Annotated in this window: 13 protein-coding genes and 2 pseudogenes; 13 read left to right on the forward strand and 2 right to left on the reverse strand. The window is 61.2% G+C overall.

All coding sequences use genetic code 11. The annotated features are described in order from the left end of the window. Nucleotides 1-4 precede the first annotated feature (4 nt). The 12 genes and pseudogenes from tsf to lpxB all read left to right on the forward strand — a co-directional run bounded on the left by tsf (nucleotide 5) and on the right by lpxB (nucleotide 12,126). Nucleotides 5-932: pseudogene (gene tsf, locus ABIE40_RS08910) on the forward strand (translation elongation factor Ts). 95 nt (nucleotides 933-1,027) lie between these two features. Continuing rightward, nucleotides 1,028-1,750, forward strand: coding sequence for a UMP kinase (gene pyrH / locus ABIE40_RS08915; RefSeq protein ID WP_112711727.1), 723 nt, complete (start codon nucleotides 1,028-1,030; stop codon nucleotides 1,748-1,750). A 55-nt stretch (nucleotides 1,751-1,805) separates the two neighbouring features. Then, a complete protein-coding gene (gene frr, locus ABIE40_RS08920; protein WP_112711729.1) occupies nucleotides 1,806-2,366 on the forward strand; it encodes a ribosome recycling factor in 561 nt (186 codons plus the stop codon). Nucleotides 2,367-2,402: 36 nt separating this feature from the next. After that, a complete protein-coding gene (locus tag ABIE40_RS08925; protein ID WP_112711731.1) occupies nucleotides 2,403-3,146 on the forward strand; it encodes an isoprenyl transferase in 744 nt (247 codons plus the stop codon). Next, entirely contained in the window at nucleotides 3,146-3,982 is an 837-nt protein-coding gene (locus ABIE40_RS08930) for a phosphatidate cytidylyltransferase (RefSeq protein WP_199629338.1), read from the forward strand. The genes ABIE40_RS08925 and ABIE40_RS08930 overlap by 1 nt, the downstream gene beginning before the upstream one ends. 28 nt (nucleotides 3,983-4,010) lie before the next feature. Next, the gene (rseP, locus tag ABIE40_RS08935; protein WP_112711735.1) at nucleotides 4,011-5,144 is read left to right on the forward strand and encodes an RIP metalloprotease RseP; all 1,134 of its coding nucleotides are present in this window, start codon (nucleotides 4,011-4,013) and stop codon (nucleotides 5,142-5,144) included. Nucleotides 5,145-5,341: 197 nt separating this feature from the next. Then, the gene (gene bamA / locus ABIE40_RS08940) at nucleotides 5,342-7,681 is read left to right on the forward strand and encodes an outer membrane protein assembly factor BamA (protein WP_199629337.1); all 2,340 of its coding nucleotides are present in this window, start codon (nucleotides 5,342-5,344) and stop codon (nucleotides 7,679-7,681) included. Between the two features lie 48 nt (nucleotides 7,682-7,729). Continuing rightward, on the forward strand, nucleotides 7,730-8,791 hold the full coding sequence (lpxD, locus tag ABIE40_RS08945) for a UDP-3-O-(3-hydroxymyristoyl)glucosamine N-acyltransferase (RefSeq protein WP_199629336.1): 1,062 nt from the start codon (nucleotides 7,730-7,732) through the stop codon (nucleotides 8,789-8,791). Then, the gene (fabZ, locus tag ABIE40_RS08950) at nucleotides 8,788-9,255 is read left to right on the forward strand and encodes a 3-hydroxyacyl-ACP dehydratase FabZ (protein WP_199629335.1); all 468 of its coding nucleotides are present in this window, start codon (nucleotides 8,788-8,790) and stop codon (nucleotides 9,253-9,255) included. The genes lpxD and fabZ overlap by 4 nt, the downstream gene beginning before the upstream one ends. Further along, the gene (lpxA, locus tag ABIE40_RS08955) at nucleotides 9,252-10,070 is read left to right on the forward strand and encodes an acyl-ACP--UDP-N-acetylglucosamine O-acyltransferase (RefSeq protein ID WP_112711741.1); all 819 of its coding nucleotides are present in this window, start codon (nucleotides 9,252-9,254) and stop codon (nucleotides 10,068-10,070) included. Before fabZ ends, lpxA begins: the two co-directional genes overlap by 4 nt. A 2-nt stretch (nucleotides 10,071-10,072) precedes the next feature. Further along, a complete protein-coding gene (locus ABIE40_RS08960; protein ID WP_199629334.1) occupies nucleotides 10,073-10,954 on the forward strand; it encodes an LpxI family protein in 882 nt (293 codons plus the stop codon). Next, on the forward strand, nucleotides 10,951-12,126 hold the full coding sequence (gene lpxB, locus ABIE40_RS08965) for a lipid-A-disaccharide synthase (RefSeq protein ID WP_199629333.1): 1,176 nt from the start codon (nucleotides 10,951-10,953) through the stop codon (nucleotides 12,124-12,126). The genes ABIE40_RS08960 and lpxB overlap by 4 nt, the downstream gene beginning before the upstream one ends. A 32-nt stretch (nucleotides 12,127-12,158) precedes the next feature. Here the strand turns inward: lpxB and gltA are convergent. Continuing rightward, nucleotides 12,159-13,449: pseudogene (gene gltA / locus ABIE40_RS08970) on the reverse strand (citrate synthase). A gap of 399 nt (nucleotides 13,450-13,848) precedes the next feature. Here gltA and ABIE40_RS08975 point away from each other — a divergent pair. Further along, a complete protein-coding gene (locus ABIE40_RS08975) occupies nucleotides 13,849-16,167 on the forward strand; it encodes a ComEC/Rec2 family competence protein (RefSeq protein WP_354541071.1) in 2,319 nt (772 codons plus the stop codon). On the opposite strand, the gene lexA is transcribed toward ABIE40_RS08975, so the two are convergent. Continuing rightward, complete coding sequence (gene lexA / locus ABIE40_RS08980; protein WP_199629331.1) at nucleotides 16,148-16,861, reverse strand: transcriptional repressor LexA; 714 nt, start codon at nucleotides 16,859-16,861, stop codon at nucleotides 16,148-16,150. The two genes, ABIE40_RS08975 and lexA, sit on opposite strands and share 20 nt — an antisense overlap. Nucleotides 16,862-16,868 lie beyond the last annotated feature (7 nt).

The following is a 16,868-nucleotide window of genomic DNA, read 5'->3' on the forward strand; positions in this document are numbered from 1 at the left end:
GCTTATGACCGAGATTACGGCTGCACTGGTAAAGGAACTGCGCGAGAAGTCCGGCGCAGGCATGATGGACTGCAAGAAGGCGCTGCTGGAAACCAACGGCGACATCGAAGCAGCGATCGACTGGCTCCGTGCCAAGGGCATCTCGAAGGCCGACAAGAAGGCCGGCCGCGCTGCTGCCGAAGGTCTGGTTGCCATCGCTGGCGCCGGCCACAAGGCTGTTGTCGTTGAGCTGAACTCCGAAACCGACTTCGTTGCCCGTAACGACGCCTTCCAGGACCTCGTCCGCGGCATCGCCAACGTTGCTCTCGGCACCGACGGTTCGGTTGAAGCCATCGCCGCTGCGACCTACCCCGGCATCCGGCAAGCCGGTCGCCGACACTATCAAGGACGCGATCGCAACCATCGGCGAAAACATGACGCTCCGTCGCGCTGCCAAGCTCGAAGTTGAGCACGGCGTTGTTGCGACCTACATCCACAACGCTGCTGGCGACGGCATCGGCAAGCTCGGCGTTCTCGTCGCTCTGAAGTCGGAAGGCGACAAGGCTGTCCTGACCTCGATCGGCCGCCAGGTTGCCATGCACATCGCTGCGACCAACCCGCTCGCGATCCGCGCTGAAGAAGTCGACGCTGCCGTTGCCGAGCGCGAACGCAACGTCTTCATCGAGCAGGCCCGCGAATCCGGCAAGCCGGAAGCCATCATCGAAAAGATGGTTGAAGGCCGTATGCGCAAGTTCTTCGAAGAAGTCGCTCTGCTCTCGCAGGCTTTCGTCATCAACCCCGACCTGACGGTCGGCGCTGCTGTCAAGGAAGCTGAAAAGGAAGCCGGCGCGAAGATCGAAGTCGTCGGCATGGCACGCCTCCTCCTCGGCGAAGGCGTCGAGAAGGAAGAGAGCGACTTCGCTGCTGAAGTTGCTGCTGTCGCCAAGGGCTGATAGCGCCTCATACATGTGAAAACGCAAGGGCATCGCGTGACAACGCGGTGCCCTTCGTGTATCCGGCAGTCAGCGGTGATTAACGAGGAGCCAAGATGTCGCGAGAGCCTGTCTACAAACGTGTTCTACTCAAGGCTTCCGGCGAAGCCCTCATGGGCAGCCAGGGCTTCGGTATCGACGTAGCGGTGGCGGACCGCATTGCGTCCGATATCGCTGAAGCCCGCCAGATGGGCGTCGAAGTCGGCGTCGTCGTCGGCGGCGGCAACATTTTCCGCGGCGTTGCAGTCGCTTCCAAGGGCGGCGACCGCGTCACCGGCGACCACATGGGGATGCTCGCAACCGTCATCAACGCGCTGGCGCTCGCAACCTCGCTGCGCAAGCTGAATATCGATACGGTCGTCCTGTCGGCCATCGCCATGCCGGAGATCTGTGAGAGCTTCTCCCAGCGCGCGACGCTCTACCACCTGTCGCTTGGCCGCGTGGTGATCTTCGCCGGCGGTACCGGCAATCCCTTCTTCACGACCGACTCCGCTGCTGCGCTGCGCGCCGCCGAAATGGGCGCCGAGGCGATCTTCAAGGGCACTCAGGTCGACGGCATCTATTCGGCCGATCCGAAGAAGGTTCCGGACGCGACGCGCTTCGACCGGCTGACGCACAAGGAAGTGCTCGACAAGGGCCTCGCCGTCATGGACGTCGCAGCCGTTGCGCTTGCCCGCGAAAACTCCATTCCGATCATCGTCTTCTCGATCCACGAGAAGGGTGGTTTTGCTGAAATCTTGACGGGCGGTGGCCTCAAGACCATCGTATCCGACAACTGACGATAGACTGCGCCGCGTGAGACGGCGCGATTGCGACTGAGACGGGAGCATTGCTATGAGTGAAGGCATCGACATCAAGGAAATCAAGCGCCGCATGGATGGCGCGGTTTCCGCATTCAAGAGCGATATCGCATCGCTGCGCACCGGCCGTGCCTCGGCCAACATTCTGGATCCGGTGACGGTCGAAGCCTACGGTTCGCGCGTGCCGCTCAACCAAGTCGCCAACATCACCGTGCCGGAGCCGCGCATGTTGTCGGTATCGGTCTGGGACAAGTCGATGGTTTCCGCCACCGAGCGCGCCATCCGCGAATCGAGCCTCGGCCTGAACCCGATCGTCGATGGCCAGAATCTGCGCATTCCGCTGCCGGAACTCAACGAAGAGCGCCGCAAGTCGCTGGTCAAGGTTGCCCACGACTACGCCGAAAAGAGCAAGGTGGCGATTCGCCATGTTCGCCGTGACGGCATGGACGGCCTTAAGAAAGCCGAAAAGGACGGTGTCATTGGCCAGGATGAAAGCCGCGCCCAGTCCGATCGTGTGCAGAAGATGACGGATGAGACGATTTCCGAAATCGATCGCTTGCTTGCGGATAAGGAAAAGGAAATCATGCAGGTCTAAGGCTTTCGCCTGCGCCCCCAAGAAACCGGACGGGAAATGTCGAAACCAGCATTCGCAAGCATGCCAGAACACGTTGCCATCATCATGGATGGCAACGGCCGTTGGGCCAAGCAGCGCGGCCTGCCGCGCGCCATGGGCCACCGCAAGGGTGTCGAAGCCGTACGCGAAACCGTGCGCGCTGCCGGCGACGCTGGCGTCAAGTATCTGACGCTGTTCGCATTCTCTTCGGAGAACTGGCGCCGGCCCGAAGCCGAAGTGTCGGATCTGATGGGCCTGCTCAAGGCGTTCATCCGCCGCGATCTTGCCGAACTGCATTCCGAAAATGTCCGCATCCGGATCATCGGTGATCGCTACACGCTGCGCAGCGATATTCTCGATCTGCTGCTGGAAGCTGAGGAGACGACGCGCAACAACACTGCGCTGACGCTCGTGATCGCCTTCAACTATGGCTCGCGCGACGAGATCGCCCGGGCCATGGTGAGCCTGGCCAAGGACGTCGAGGCCGGCGTGCTGCGGGCGCAGGACGTGACACCGGCGCTGATCAATGCCCGGCTGGATACGGCTGGCATTCCCGACCCCGACCTCATCATCCGCACCAGCGGCGAGGAGCGACTGTCGAACTTCCTGCTCTGGCAGGCCGCCTATTCCGAATTCATCTTCGTGCCGGAATACTGGCCGGACTTCGGGCGCGAACTCTTCTATTCCGCCCTCGAAAAATTCGCCGCCCGCGACCGCCGTTTCGGTGGTTTGTCGTCGCAGGCCGCAGCAGTGGGTACTTGATGCAGCAGGAACTGAAGCTCCGTATCATCTCAGGAATCATTCTGGCCGCGATCGTTCTCGCGGCGACTTGGTACGGAGGTCTGGCGTTTCGCGCGCTGTCGTCGCTGATCGGGCTGCTGATCTATTACGAGTGGTCGGCGATCACAGGCCTGCAGCGCGAGCAGCCGGCGGCCAATGTCGTCGGTTGGGCCTGGCAGGGCGCCATAGCCCTCGCAATCCTGCTGGAGCGCTTCGACTGGGCGCTCGGGGCTCTCCTGGCACTCTTTCTGGTCGCGATCGGTTTCGTCGTCTTGCGTGGCGTCAGCCGCTGGTTTCCGGCAGGCGTTGTCTATGCCGGGCTGACGGGGATCGCGCTCGCCGAAATCCGCGGCGCCGACCTTTCCGGCCTTCATGCCATGCTCTTCGTCTTCGCCGTCGTCTGGGCGACCGATATTCTCGCCTATTTCGTCGGCCGCGCCATCGGCGGCCCGAAGCTGGCGCCGAAGATCTCTCCCGGAAAGACACAATCGGGCGCCATGGGCGGTGCCGTCTCGGCGGTGATTGCAGGCAGCCTGATCGCCTACATCTTCGTGCCGGGCGCCGATTGGGTCGTCGCCGCGGCGGTCGCCTTCATCCTGTCGGTCTGCAGCCAGGCGGGCGATCTCTTCGAATCCTTCATCAAGCGCCGTTTCGGCGTGAAGGATTCGAGCCATCTGATTCCCGGACATGGCGGGGTCATGGACCGCGTCGACGGTCTGATTTTTGCCTGCTTTGCGGCTTTCTTGCTTGCGACAGGTTTTTCCTTAATAAAGGGCGGAGCAGCAGCGCCGCTCGGTGCGGCACTGTTCGGACTTTGAAAGCGGCGAAAGGCGGCGGAAGAAACTTATGGAAGGCTTGACCGGTATATTCGGCTTCCTGACGGGATATATTATCCCCTTTGTATTGGTGCTCTCACTGCTCGTTTTCGTGCATGAGATGGGCCACTATCTCGTTGGCCGCTGGAGCGGCATCCGCATTCTGGCCTTTTCCGTCGGCTTCGGTCCCGAAATCATCGGATTCAGCGACCGCCACGGCACGCGCTGGAAAATTTCCGCCATCCCGCTCGGCGGCTATGTGCGATTCTTCGGCGACGAGGATGCATCGAGCAAGCCGGATACCAGTGTTCTCGACGCAATGTCCGACGAGGATCGGGCGCGCTCGTTTGCCGGCGCCAAGCTCTGGAAGCGGGCGGCGACGGTAGCGGCCGGTCCGATTGCCAATTTCATTCTGGCAATCGCCATCTTCACTGTTTTGTTTTCGATCTACGGCCGCTCTGTCGCTGATCCTGTCGTCGCTGAGGTTAAGCCCGAGAGCGCTGCGGCGGAGGCCGGCATTCTTCCGGGCGACCTGCTGATCGCGATCGACGGCGGAAAGGTCGAGACGTTCGACGATGTCCGCCGCTATGTCAGCATCCGTCCCGAGCAGAAGATCGTCGTCAGCATCGAACGCAACGGCGAGAAGATGGATCTGCCGATGGTGCCGAAGCGCACCGACATGACCGACCAGTTCGGCAACAAGATCGAGATCGGTCTGATCGGCATCGTCACCAACCAGGAAGTCGGCCATTTCCGGATCCAGACCTACACGCCGGTCCAGGCGCTCCAGGAAGGCACGGTCCAGACCTGGCATATCGTCACTGGCACCTTCAAATATATCGGCAATCTCTTTGCCGGATATATGAAGCCGGACCAGCTCGGCGGACCGATCCGCGTTGCGCAGGCATCCGGTCAGATGGCGACGCTTGGTGTTGCCGCGGTGCTGCAACTGGCAGCGGTATTGTCGGTCTCTATTGGATTGCTTAACCTCATGCCCGTCCCGGTACTTGATGGCGGGCATCTGATGTTCTATGCGATTGAAGCCGTGAGGGGAAAACCTTTGGGGTCATCGGCTCAGGAAATTGCATTTCGCATTGGTCTGGCTATGGTGCTCTCGCTAATGGTTTTTGCTACTTGGAATGACATAAGCGCGCTCATTGGATAAGGGCGTCTGGCGAGGGAAAATTACCGTTTATTTACGATGTTTCAAAGCTGTAGTGGCGAATGGGTCACGCTTCGAAATGAAGTAAACAGAAATTAACTTGCTACCTTGCTTGTATGTCAAAAGCGGGTAAAACGACACACGTGGCCGGAATCGGGGTTATCCCGGCGACGGGGACGAGAAAAAAGGTAATGGGTGAAATGAAGGCTGGTTCAAGATTTTTGAACGCAGTATCGGCGGTTGCGCTGTCTGCAAGTGTTGTGGCTTCGGGCGCAGGTGTCATTACAATCGTCTCTGCGAGTGCGGCTGAAGCCGCAGTCATTCAGCGCATCGATGTACGCGGGGCAAGCCGCGTCGGTGCGGAGGCCGTGCGTTCCAACCTCACCATTCAGCCGGGCAAGAGCTTCTCGAACACCGATATCGATGACTCGGTGAAGCAGCTCTACGGCACCGGTTACTTCTCCGACGTGAAGATCTCCGTCTCCGGCGGTACGCTCGTCGTGCAGGTCCAGGAAGCGCAGCTGGTCAACCAGGTCGTCTTCAACGGCAACCGCAAGGTCAAGGACGACAAGCTGGCGTCCGTCGTTGGTACGCACGCCTCTGGCCCGTACAACGATGCGCAGATCCAGGCCGACATCGCCGCCATCAAGGAAGCCTACGCCGCCACCGGCCGTAGCGAAGTCAACGTCACGACGCAGGTCGTTCCGCTCGGCGAAGGCCGCGTGAACCTTGCCTTCGTGATCGACGAAGGTGATCGCACCAAGATCGCCGCCATCAATTTCGTAGGCAACAATGCCTACAGTGCCGGCCGCCTCGCTGCCGTCATTCAGACGAAGCGCTCGAACTTCCTGTCGTTCTTGACGCGCAAGGACGTTTACAACGAAGACAAGCTGCGCGCCGACGAAGAAGCGCTGCGCCAGTTCTACTTCAACCGCGGCTATGCCGACTTCAAGATCGTCTCGTCCGACGCCCAGTTCGACGAAACCACGAACAAGTACACGTTGACCTTCAATATCGAAGAAGGCCCGCGCTACAACTTCGGCGCGGTCACCGTTCAGTCGACCGTCGATGGCGTCAGCGGCGAGCAGCTTCAGGGTCTCGTCAAGACGCATGAAGGCGAAGTCTACAGCGCCAAGAGCGTTCAGCAGTCCATGGAAGCGATCTCCGATCAGGTTGCTTCGGCAGGTTATCCGTTCGCCCGTGTCACGCCGCGCGGCAACCGCGACCTCGGCAACAACACGATCGGCGTCGAATACCTCGTCGACCAGGGCGAGCGCGCTTACATCGAGCGCATCGAAATCCGCGGCAACAGCCGCACGCGTGACTACGTCATCCGCCGCGAATTCGACGTCTCTGAAGGCGACGCATTCAATCAGCAGATGATCACCAAGGCGAAGCGGCGCCTGGAAGCTCTCGGCTTCTTCTCGTCGGTCAACATCAGCACGCAGCCGGGCAGCGCTCCGGACCGCGTCGTCGTTGTCGTCGACGTCCAGGATCAGTCGACCGGTTCGTTCGGTATTGGCGCCGGCTACGCTGCTGGTGGCGACGGCCTCATCCTCGAAGCTTCGATCGAAGAGAAGAACTTCCTCGGCCGCGGCCAGTACATCAAGGTTACGGCCGGTGGTGGTCTCGAAGGATCGCAGAGCTACGGTCTGAGCTTCACCGAGCCCTACTTCCTCGGCTATCGTCTGGCGACCGGTTTTGACCTGAACCACAGCGAAACCTCGAGCAACGATAACTACGACTATACGGAAGACAGCGTCGTGCTCCGCGCGACCGCGCCGATCACCGAAGATCTGGCTTCGACCTTCCGTTATAACTTCAAGCGTATGGACTACGATCCGAGCGGTTCGCTGAGCAGCCTGTCGACGCCTTACCAGGATCTCGTCAACAACGGCCCGTGGATCAAGTCGTCGGTCTCGCAGACCTTCACTTACAACACGCTCGACGACATGACGTTGCCGCGTGAAGGTATCTACGCCACGCTGACCAATGAAATCGCCGGCCTCGGTGGCGATTCGCAGTTCTACAAGGTCTACGGTAAGGCCCGCTACTATCACCTGCTCGCTGACGACGCCGACATCATCGGTTCGCTGTCCGCTGGTGCTGGTTATGTTGTCGGCCTCGGCAAGGATCTGAACATCTTCGATCAGTTCACGCTGGGTAACAACGATATCCGCGGCTTCGAGAACAAGGGTATCGGTCCTCGCGTTGGCGGCGGTCCGGATGATCCGCTCGGCGGCACGACCTACTTCACCGTTTCGGCGGAAGCATCCTTCCCGATGCCGGGCTTCCCGCGTGACTTCGGTCTGCGTGGCGCTGTCTTCGCCGACGCTGGTACGCTGTTCGGCAACGACGTGCAGCCGACCGGCGGCGAGTATGTCAACGGTGACGATGCAGCCCTGCGTGCGTCGGTTGGTCTTGGCCTGATCTGGCAGTCGCCCTTCGGCGCTCTCCGCGTCGATTACGCGATCCCGGTCGTCAAGAAGGACTACGACAAGACGCAGTACTTCAAGTTTGGCATCAACAACCAATTCTGATATCGGCAGTCCGGAACCATACTGGAATTCCGTTCTGGAGCATTGCCGATGGAGCAAAATTCGTTCTTCAAGCCTCGGGATGGGGTGACGCTCTCTGAGCTCGCCCAATATCTCGGGGCAGAATTTCCCGATGCATCAAAGGCAGATGTGATCATTCGCTCTGTGGCTCCGGTTAACCGGGCCCAGGCGGGTGACCTTTGCTATGTGATCTCGCGGAAGAGCAAAGCCGAGCTTGAGACCTGCGAGGCATCCGCCGTGCTGTGCGATCCCGCGCTGCTGTCGGCGATCCCGCCGCATATCCCGGCTCTCATATCGAAAAACCCGCATGCGGCTTTCGCCATGGCGGGCGGCTACCTTCACCCGTCGGCCCTGCAGCCGCTTCCGGCCATGTCGGACGACGCGACTGTTGGTACCGGCGCCGTCATCGATCCGACTGCCAAGCTGGAAGCCGGCGTCGTCGTTGAGCCTCTCGCGATCATCGGTGCCAATGTCGAGATCGGCGCTGGCACGCGCATCGGCGCAGGCGCGATCATCGGGCAGGGCGTCAAGATCGGCCGGAACTGCTCGATTGCGAGCGGCGCCAGCGTTCTCTGTGCCTTCCTCGGCAATCACGTGATCATCCACAACGGTGCCCGTATCGGCCAGGATGGCTTCGGCTATGCGCCGGGACCGCGCGGCATGATCAAGATCGTTCAGATCGGCCGCGTCATCATCCAGGACAATGTCGAGATCGGCGCCAACGCGACGATCGATCGCGGCACCATGGACGATACGGTGATCGGCGAAGGCACCAAGATCGATAACCAGGTGCAGATCGGCCATAACGTCAAGATCGGCCGCCATTGCGCCATCGTCTCGCAGGTCGGCATTGCCGGCAGTACGGTGATCGGCGACGGCGTGCAGATCGGTGGTCAGGCGGGCCTCAACGGCCATATCACCATTGGCAGCGGCGTGCAGATCGCCGCCAAGAGTGGCGTCGTGCAGAGTATCCCTGCAGGCGAGCGCTATGGCGGCATCCCGGCACGTCCGATCAAGGATTTCCTGCGCGAGTCCGCGGAAATAATGATACGCTCCGGTGCGCGGGCGAGTAAAACGGGAGACAAGGAATGACTGAAGAAGCAAAGGCTTCTCTTTCGTCGGCTGACATCATCGAGATCATGAAGCTCCTGCCGCATCGCTATCCATTCCTGATGGTCGACAAGATCATCGAGATCGACGGCGACGATTCTGCGATCGGCATCAAGAACGTCACCGCCAACGAGCCGCAGTTCACCGGTCATTTCCCGGAATCGCCGATCATGCCTGGCGTGCTCCTGATCGAGGGCATGGCACAGACGGCTGGTGCGATCTGTGCCCGCAAGGACGGCTCGAACGGCAATCTCGTCTACTTCATGACGATCGACAATGCCCGTTTCCGCAAGCCGGTTACCCCGGGCGACCGCGTCGAATTCCACGTCAAGAAACTGAAGCAGCGCGGCAATATCTGGAAGTTCCATTGCGACGCCAAGGTTGATGGCAACCTTGCGGCGGAAGCCGATATCGGCGCGATGATCCTGCGTAAGGACCAGGCATGAGCACGGTTGCTGCCAGCGCACGTATTCACCCGATGGCCGTCGTCGAAGACGGCGCCGTCATCGGCGAGAACGTGACGATCGGCCCCTTCGCCTATGTCGGACCGAAGGTGACGCTTCATGATGACGTGCATCTGCATCCGCATTCGATCGTGACGGGCCGCACCGAGCTCGGCAAGGGTTCGAAGGTCTTCCCGATGGCCGTGATCGGCGGCGATCCACAGAGCGTCCATCACGCCGGCGAAGAGACGACCTTGACCATCGGCGAAAACTGCACGATGCGCGAAGGCGTGACGATCAACACCGGCACGTCGGATTTCGGCGGCAAAACGATCGTCGGCAACAACAATCTCTTCCTCGCCAATTCGCATGTGGCGCATGATTGCCGCGTCGGCAACAACGTCATCATGTCGAACAATGTCATGCTGGCCGGCCACGTCACGATCGAGGATCGCGTCATTCTCGGCGGCGGCTGTGCGGTCCATCAGTTCACCCGCGTCGGCCGCCAGGCTTTCGTCGGTGGTCTGTCCGCCGTCAGCTACGATGTGATTCCCTATGGCATGCTGAACGGCAATCCGGGCCTTCTCGGTGGCCTCAACGTCGTGGGCATGACGCGTGCAGGCATCGACCGCGCCGTCATCCACATCGTTCGCCGTGCCTACAAGGCAATCTTCGAAGGTGCCAATTCGGTGCGCGACAATGCTGCTGCGATCCGCGCCGAATATGCCGATTGCCCGCAGGTGGTCGAGATCCTCGATTTCATCGCTGCTGAAAGCGACCGGGCGCTGTCTTCGCCGACGCGGGGACAGAAAGGCTGAGCGTGTCTCTGGCTGGTGACACTGCAAAGGGCCGTCTGGCGATCATCGCCGGCAACGGCCTTTTGCCGGCTTATGTCGCCGAGGCTGCCCGAGCCGCCGGCGATGAACCTTTCATCATTTCCCTGAAGGGCGAGCTCGACCGCTCCTGGCAGGACTACGACCACGCCGTGATCGGCGTCGCCGATTTCGCAGCGCTCGAAGGCATTTTCAGTAAGAATGACATCCGCCGCGTCGTCATGTCCGGTGGCGTTCGCCGCCGCCCGGAATGGCGTGAGATACGACCCAGCTGGAAGACGATCGGCAAGGTGCCCTCGGTCATACGGACGCTGCTCTCTGGCGGCGATGACACGGTGCTGCAAATGGTCATCAAGCTTATCGAAACTGATGGCCGCCGCGTCATCGGCGCCCAGGAGATCGCACCTGATCTGCTGGCATCGGTGGGGCCGGCCGGTGTGGTCGCACCAGGCAAGGATGACATCACCGATATCCTGAAGGCAGCGGAAGCGGCCAATGCGCTTGGCTTGCTCGATGTCGGGCAGGGCGCGGTTTCGGTCGGCGGCCGCGTTGTTGCACTCGAAGGCCCCGAGGGTACCGACGGCATGCTGGAGCGTGTCGCCTCGTTGCGCACAGCAGGTCGCATTTCAGCCCGCCGCAAGGGCGTGCTTGTCAAGCTCTGCAAGCCGCAACAGGACCTGCGCGCCGATCTGCCCTCGATCGGGCCGTCGACTGTCGAAAATGCCAGAAGCGCCGGTTTGGCGGGCATTGCCGTCGAGGCGGGCAGGGCGCTGGTGCTGGAGCGCGAAGCGCTGATCGCTGCTGCCAATGCCTCCGGCCTTTTCGTCGTCGGCCTGGATCGCGGCCTGCCATCCTGGGGGCTCGCATGAGCCGCAGCCTGAAGATCGGCATCATTGCCGGCGAAGTATCCGGCGATCTGCTCGGCGGCGATCTCATCGCTGCCCTGAAGCGCATCCATGACGGCCCCGTCGAACTCGTTGGCGTCGGCGGAGAGGCGCTCGAAGCGCAGGGCCTCAAATCGCTGTTCGACTATTCCGAACTGTCGATCATGGGCATCAGTCAGGTGCTCGCCAAGCTTCCAACGCTCTACAGGCTGATCCGCCAGACGACGGCCGCGCTGATTGCCGCCAAGCCCGACATCCTGATCATCATAGACAGCCCCGATTTCACTCATCGCGTTGCCAAGCGCGTGCGCACGGCGCTGCCTGATCTGCCGGTCGTCAACTACGTCTGTCCGAGTGTCTGGGCCTGGAAGGAATACCGCGCCCAGCGCATGCTCGGCTACGTCGATCATGTGCTCGCCGTTCTGCCTTTCGAGCCTGAAGTCATGCAGCGCCTTGGCGGCCCGGCGACCACCTATGTCGGACACAGGCTGACTGCGGACGCAAATCTGCTGGCTGCGCGAAGCAGCCGCGCTGCTCGAGCCATCTCGCCGGAGCAAGGCAAGACGATCATGCTGCTGCCGGGCTCGCGCTCGACCGAGATATCCAAGCTGATGCCCTTCTTCGAGGATGCGGCAAATGATCTCCTGGCGCGCGATGGCAGCGTCCGCTTCGTCATGCCCACGGTCAGCCGCCGCGAGGCTCTGGTGCGCGAGCTGGTATCGCAGTGGAAAGTGCAGCCCGAAATCTTGATCGGCAGCGATGCCAAATGGCGGGCCTTCGGCGAGGCCGATGCGGCGCTTGCTGCCTCCGGAACGGTGATCCTCGAGCTGGCGCTCGCCGGCGTGCCGACGGTCTCGACCTACAAGACCGACTGGATCATCTCGCTGATGACCTCGCGCATCAAGACCTGGACGGCGGCGATCCCGAACCTGATTGCCGATTACGCCGTGGTGCCCGAATATTTCAACGACAGCGTCCGTGGCGGAGCGCTTGCCCGCTGGATGGAGCGGCTGTCCGGCGATACCGCGCAGCGGCGCACCATGTTGGAAGGCTACGATCTCGTCTGGCAACGCATGCAGACGGAAAAGCCACCCGGAGAGAAGGCGGCGGAGATCGTTCTCGACGTTCTGGACAAGAAAAAACCCGGCCATCGCTGACCGGGTTTTTTGTTTTCGGATTGTCCGGGCGCTTAGCGCTTGGAAACCGGAACGTAATCGCGCTGTGCTTCACCGATATAGAGCTGGCGCGGGCGGCCGATGCGCTGCTGCGGATCCTCGATCATTTCGTTCCACTGAGCGATCCAGCCGACGGTGCGGGCGAGAGCGAAGAGAACGGTGAACATGGTCGTGGGGAAGCCGAGCGCCTTCAGCGTGATACCCGGAGTAGAAGTCGATGTTCGGGTAGAGCTTCTTCTCGATGAAATACTCGTCGGTGAGCGCGATGCGCTCAAGTTCCATCGCCACTTCGAGAAGCGGATCGTCTTTGATGCCGAGTTCGCCGAGAACTTCATGCGTCGTCTTCTGCATGATCTTGGCGCGCGGATCGTAGTTCTTGTAGACGCGGTGACCAAAGCCCATCAGGCGGAACGGATCGTTCTTGTCCTTGGCGCGTGCGACATATTCGGGGATACGATCGACGGAGCCGATTTCCGACAGCATGTTGAGCGCTGCTTCGTTGGCGCCGCCGTGAGCAGGGCCCCAGAGGCAGGCAATGCCGGCCGCGATGCAGGCGAACGGGTTTGCACCCGAAGAGCCGGCGAGACGAACGGTCGAGGTCGAAGCGTTCTGCTCGTGGTCCGCATGCAGGATGAAGATACGGTCCATGGCGCGGGAGAGAACCGGATTGACCGTGTACTCTTCGCAGGGAACGGCAAAGCACATGCGCAGGAAGTTCGACGCGTAATCGAGGTCGTTCTTCGGGTAAACGAAGGGCTGGCCGATGTGGTACTTGTAGGCCATTGCGGCCAGCGTCGGCATCTTGGCGATCATGCGCAGCGAAGCGACCATGCGCTGGTGCGGATCGGTGATGTCGGTCGAGTCGTGGTAGAAGGCCGAGAGAGCGCCGACACAGCCGCACATGACGGCCATCGGATGCGCATCACGGCGGAAGCCGGTGAAGAAGCGGCTCATCTGTTCGTGCACCATCGTGTGGTGCGTCACGCGGTGGTCGAAGTCCTTCTTCTGAGCTGCCGTCGGCAGTTCGCCGTAAAGCAGGAGATAGCAGACTTCCAGGAAGTCGCCGTGCTCGGCCAGCTGCTCGATCGGATAGCCGCGGTGCAAGAGAACGCCCTCATCGCCATCGATGTAGGTGATCTTCGATTCACAGGATGCGGTCGAGGTGAAACCAGGATCGTACGTGAAGGAGCCGGTGTTTTTGTAGAGTGCGCCGATATCGATGACATCTGGCCCAATCGTTCCGCTCTTTACGGAAAGATTGGCGGACTTGTCGCCGATTTTGATTGTTGCGCTTTGATCCGTCATTCTGATCCTCCAAATTGGCGGCGGCGCCATAAAAGCGCCATAGGGTTAAGCGTCCGCTCAGATTGCTATATGATAGCGCGCCTAATGCCAAGTTACCGTGACGCCATTTTGTGCATCGCAGTATCAACTTTTAGGCACTCCTGCGATGCTGTAAACGCATAGCGGAAGCCGATGATTTATTTAGGCTTTTTGCACTCACGATTTTTTGCGTTTTTTCAATCGATTATTGTTGCTGAAACGCGCGCAGGGTTGCATCTTGGTTGTATTTTAATGGGTCGCAAGGCTCTTTACATGCCGGGGTTGAAAAGCAGCGAGATCAGCCTGAAGCTTTCGGACGATGCGGCCAAATTGCCGCATCTTGAACCAGCGCGCGCCTATTCTGGCCTCGTGCCCGTGCCGATGCGGCACGTACCGGCCGCGCTCAGCGCCTACCGGCTCCGATCATCCATCAGGCGCGCGATAGGCGACATCCCGAAATGCGCCGACGAAGAGCTCGCCTACGGTGCGCGAATGCTCTTCGCGCCAGTTGCTCTCGGCTTTGGTGCTGTCGCGTGGTTTGCGGCCGGCACCGGCGTTTCGCCAATTATACCGCTCTTCTTCATCGCGGTGCTGTTCACTCTCATGATCGTGACCGATCGGGCGCGGGAGGGGATGCGCGTCGTGATCGCCGCATTGACGTTGGTCGCGGCAGGCGTGGCGACTGCGCAATTCGAAACGTGGAGAGCCGAGACCATCCTCCTTGATTCCGCCGTGACGACGACGGTCACGGGACGGGTCGAGCGCCGGGAAAGCGACGGCCGCGGCGGCTGGCGCTACCTGCTGTCATTGCGCGCAACCGAAAACCCGGTGGTGAAACGCCCGCCCGCCCGGGTGACTGTCATCGCCCGCGGCGCCAAGTCCGAGTTCGAGACGGGAACCTGGGTGAAGGGCAGGGCGCGGCTGACGCCACCCTCCGGTCCGGCACTCCCCGGTCTCAACGACTTCTCGTTCTCATCCTATTTCGATCGCGTTGGCGCCAATGGGTTTTTCTATGGGGCGCCAACGACGGTGACGCCGGGAGCCGCAGACGAGCATTCGCTGACCGACAGCGCCTTCGAGTGGCTCTACCGGCTGAGAAGCGGCATCGGTGATCGCATCAGGGGCATTTTGCCCGGCGATACCGGCGCTTTCGCCGCCGCCCTCGTGACCGACGAGCGGCGGGCGATTTCGGCAGAGACCACCGAAGCGCTCCGCCAATCCGGTCTTGCCCATATCATCGCCATATCCGGCCTCAACATGGCGCTGTCCGCCGGCATCTTCTTCGTCGGGTTCCGCACGCTGCTCAGCCTGTTTCCGTCCGTCGCCCAGGCCTATCCGGTCAAGAAGATCGCGGCCGCCGGAGCGCTTGCAGCCGTCACCGCCTATTTCCTGATTTCCGGCTTCGCAGTTTCCGCCGAGCGCGCCTTCATCATGATGGCGATCATGCTGACGGCGGTGTTCTTCGACCGGCCGTCGATCAGTTTGCGCAACGTGGCGCTCTCGGCGCTGATCATCATCGCCATCTCGCCCTCAGAAATCATGGGGCCGAGCTTTCAGATGTCCTTTGCCGCGACGCTGGCGCTGGTCGCCGGCTATGCGCTCTGGAAGGAGCGGCCGGCCCGCGACAAGCCCTTTGCGAAATTGCGCCTCGTCAGGCTCATGTCATCGGCGGCCGGCTTCTTCGGCGGCATCCTGCTCACCTCCGTCATCGGCGGTTTCTCGACGGCGCTGTTCTCGATCGAGCATTTTCACCGGCTGACGGCCTATGGCCTGCCTGCCAATCTCGCCGCCATGCCCGTCATCTCCTTCGTCATCATGCCGGCCGGGCTGCTTGCAATGCTTTTGATGCCGTTTGGGCTGGATGCCTGGGCCTGGCAGGTGGTCGGCTTCGGTCTCGATCTGGTGATCGCGATCGCCAAGACCGTCTCGTCCTGGGGCGGTGATATCGGCGTCGGCCGGTTGCCTGCCTGGTATTTCCCGGCTGCGGTCGCGGGCTTCCTGCTATTGACCCTGCTGCGCACCCGGCTGAGGCACATCGGCACGGCAATCATGGCCCTGTCGACGCTTGTGGTCGTCATGCTTCCCGAAAAGCCGCCGCCGAAGATCGTCATTGCTGAGGACGGCAGCATGGCGGGGATCATCGGTTCAAGCGCAATCGCCACCAATCGCCAGCGCCCGCCGGGTTTCATCTTCGATCAGTGGAAACGGGCTCTGGTGCTGGACAGCCATCGCGAGCCGATCTTCATCACATCGGCACTGGTCCCCACCGCGCCGCCGGGCGAAAGATTGAGGCTGACACCAGCGCAACAGCAGGAAGCGCAGAGCGCCATTGCGGTGAACGCCAGGGAAGAGCGGTTTTCCTGCGTCAAGAAAGCCTGGTGCACGGCAAAGCTGGAGAACGGCTCGGTGCTGACGGTCATCGACAATGCCGCTTACCTCGGCCCCGCCTGCGATGCATCCGATATCGTTGTCACACCGGTGCGCCTGCGGCTTGAAAGCTGCCGCTCTGGCGCGCTGCTCTTCACCGGCGCTACTTTAAGAAGGACAGGCTCTGTCGAGTTGAGCTTCGATGGAGGTGCTGCAGCGGTCACCGCATCCTTCGAGGATCTCGACCGCCCCTGGACCCGCCACCGCGCCTATGATTGGCGTAGCGGCACTTTTGACGGTGATGAGATCACCGTTAGTGATAGCGGCGGATAAGGCCGACAAGCTTGCCCTGAACCTTGACGCGGTCAGGCCCGAAGATACGCGTTTCGTAGGCCGGGTTGGCAGCTTCGAGTGCGATCGATGCGCCCTTGCGGCGGAAGCGCTTCAGCGTCGCTTCTTCATCGTCGACGAGGGCGACGACGATATCACCGGCATTGGCGGTATTGGTGTTGCGGATGATGACGGTGTCGCCGTCGTAGATGCCGGCCTCGATCATCGAGTCGCCCTTGACCTCAAGCGCATAGTGCTCACCGTTTCCGAGCATATCGGCGGGAACGGTGATGTCATGGGTGTTCTGCTGGATTGCCGAAATCGGCACACCGGCGGCGATGCGGCCCATGACCGGAACCGAGATCGAGCTGCTATTGTCTTCGTTCGCCGGCTTCGGCGGCGCGACGGGCTGCGGCTTGCCGAGGCTGCCTTCGATGACGCTTGGCGAGAAGCCGCGGCGCGGCTGGATGCTGGGGCTGTAGGCCTCGGGCAGCTTGATGACTTCCAATGCGCGGGCGCGGTTCGGTAGGCGGCGAATGAAGCCGCGCTCTTCGAGCGCTGTGATCAGGCGATGAATGCCCGACTTAGAGGCGAGGTCGAGCGCATCCTTCATTTCGTCGAAGGACGGCGGTACGCCGGACTCCTTCATCCGCTCGTGAATGAAGAGGAGAAGCTCCTGTTGTTTGCGCGTCAGCATCGAAGTC

It is taken from the genome of Rhizobium sp. OAE497, from assembly GCF_040546565.1.
In the GTDB taxonomy this organism is placed as follows: Bacteria; Pseudomonadota; Alphaproteobacteria; order Rhizobiales; family Rhizobiaceae; genus Rhizobium.

Bases quoted from the DNA above. Each gene is read 5' to 3' on its own strand.
- ABIE40_RS08925 (WP_112711731.1), top strand. From the start codon at position 2,403: ATGTCGAAACCAGCATTCGCAAGCATGCCAGAACACGTTGCCATCATC.
- lpxA (WP_112711741.1), top strand. From the start codon at position 9,252: ATGAGCACGGTTGCTGCCAGCGCACGTATTCACCCGATGGCCGTCGTC.
- fabZ (WP_199629335.1), top strand. From the start codon at position 8,788: ATGACTGAAGAAGCAAAGGCTTCTCTTTCGTCGGCTGACATCATCGAG.
- pyrH (WP_112711727.1), top strand. From the start codon at position 1,028: ATGTCGCGAGAGCCTGTCTACAAACGTGTTCTACTCAAGGCTTCCGGC.
- rseP (WP_112711735.1), top strand. From the start codon at position 4,011: ATGGAAGGCTTGACCGGTATATTCGGCTTCCTGACGGGATATATTATC.
- frr (WP_112711729.1), top strand. From the start codon at position 1,806: ATGAGTGAAGGCATCGACATCAAGGAAATCAAGCGCCGCATGGATGGC.
- bamA (WP_199629337.1), top strand. From the start codon at position 5,342: ATGAAGGCTGGTTCAAGATTTTTGAACGCAGTATCGGCGGTTGCGCTG.
- lpxD (WP_199629336.1), top strand. From the start codon at position 7,730: ATGGAGCAAAATTCGTTCTTCAAGCCTCGGGATGGGGTGACGCTCTCT.
- ABIE40_RS08930 (WP_199629338.1), top strand. From the start codon at position 3,146: ATGCAGCAGGAACTGAAGCTCCGTATCATCTCAGGAATCATTCTGGCC.
- ABIE40_RS08975 (WP_354541071.1), top strand. From the start codon at position 13,849: ATGCGGCACGTACCGGCCGCGCTCAGCGCCTACCGGCTCCGATCATCC.
- lpxB (WP_199629333.1), top strand. From the start codon at position 10,951: ATGAGCCGCAGCCTGAAGATCGGCATCATTGCCGGCGAAGTATCCGGC.
- lexA (WP_199629331.1), bottom strand. From the start codon at position 16,861: ATGCTGACGCGCAAACAACAGGAGCTTCTCCTCTTCATTCACGAGCGG.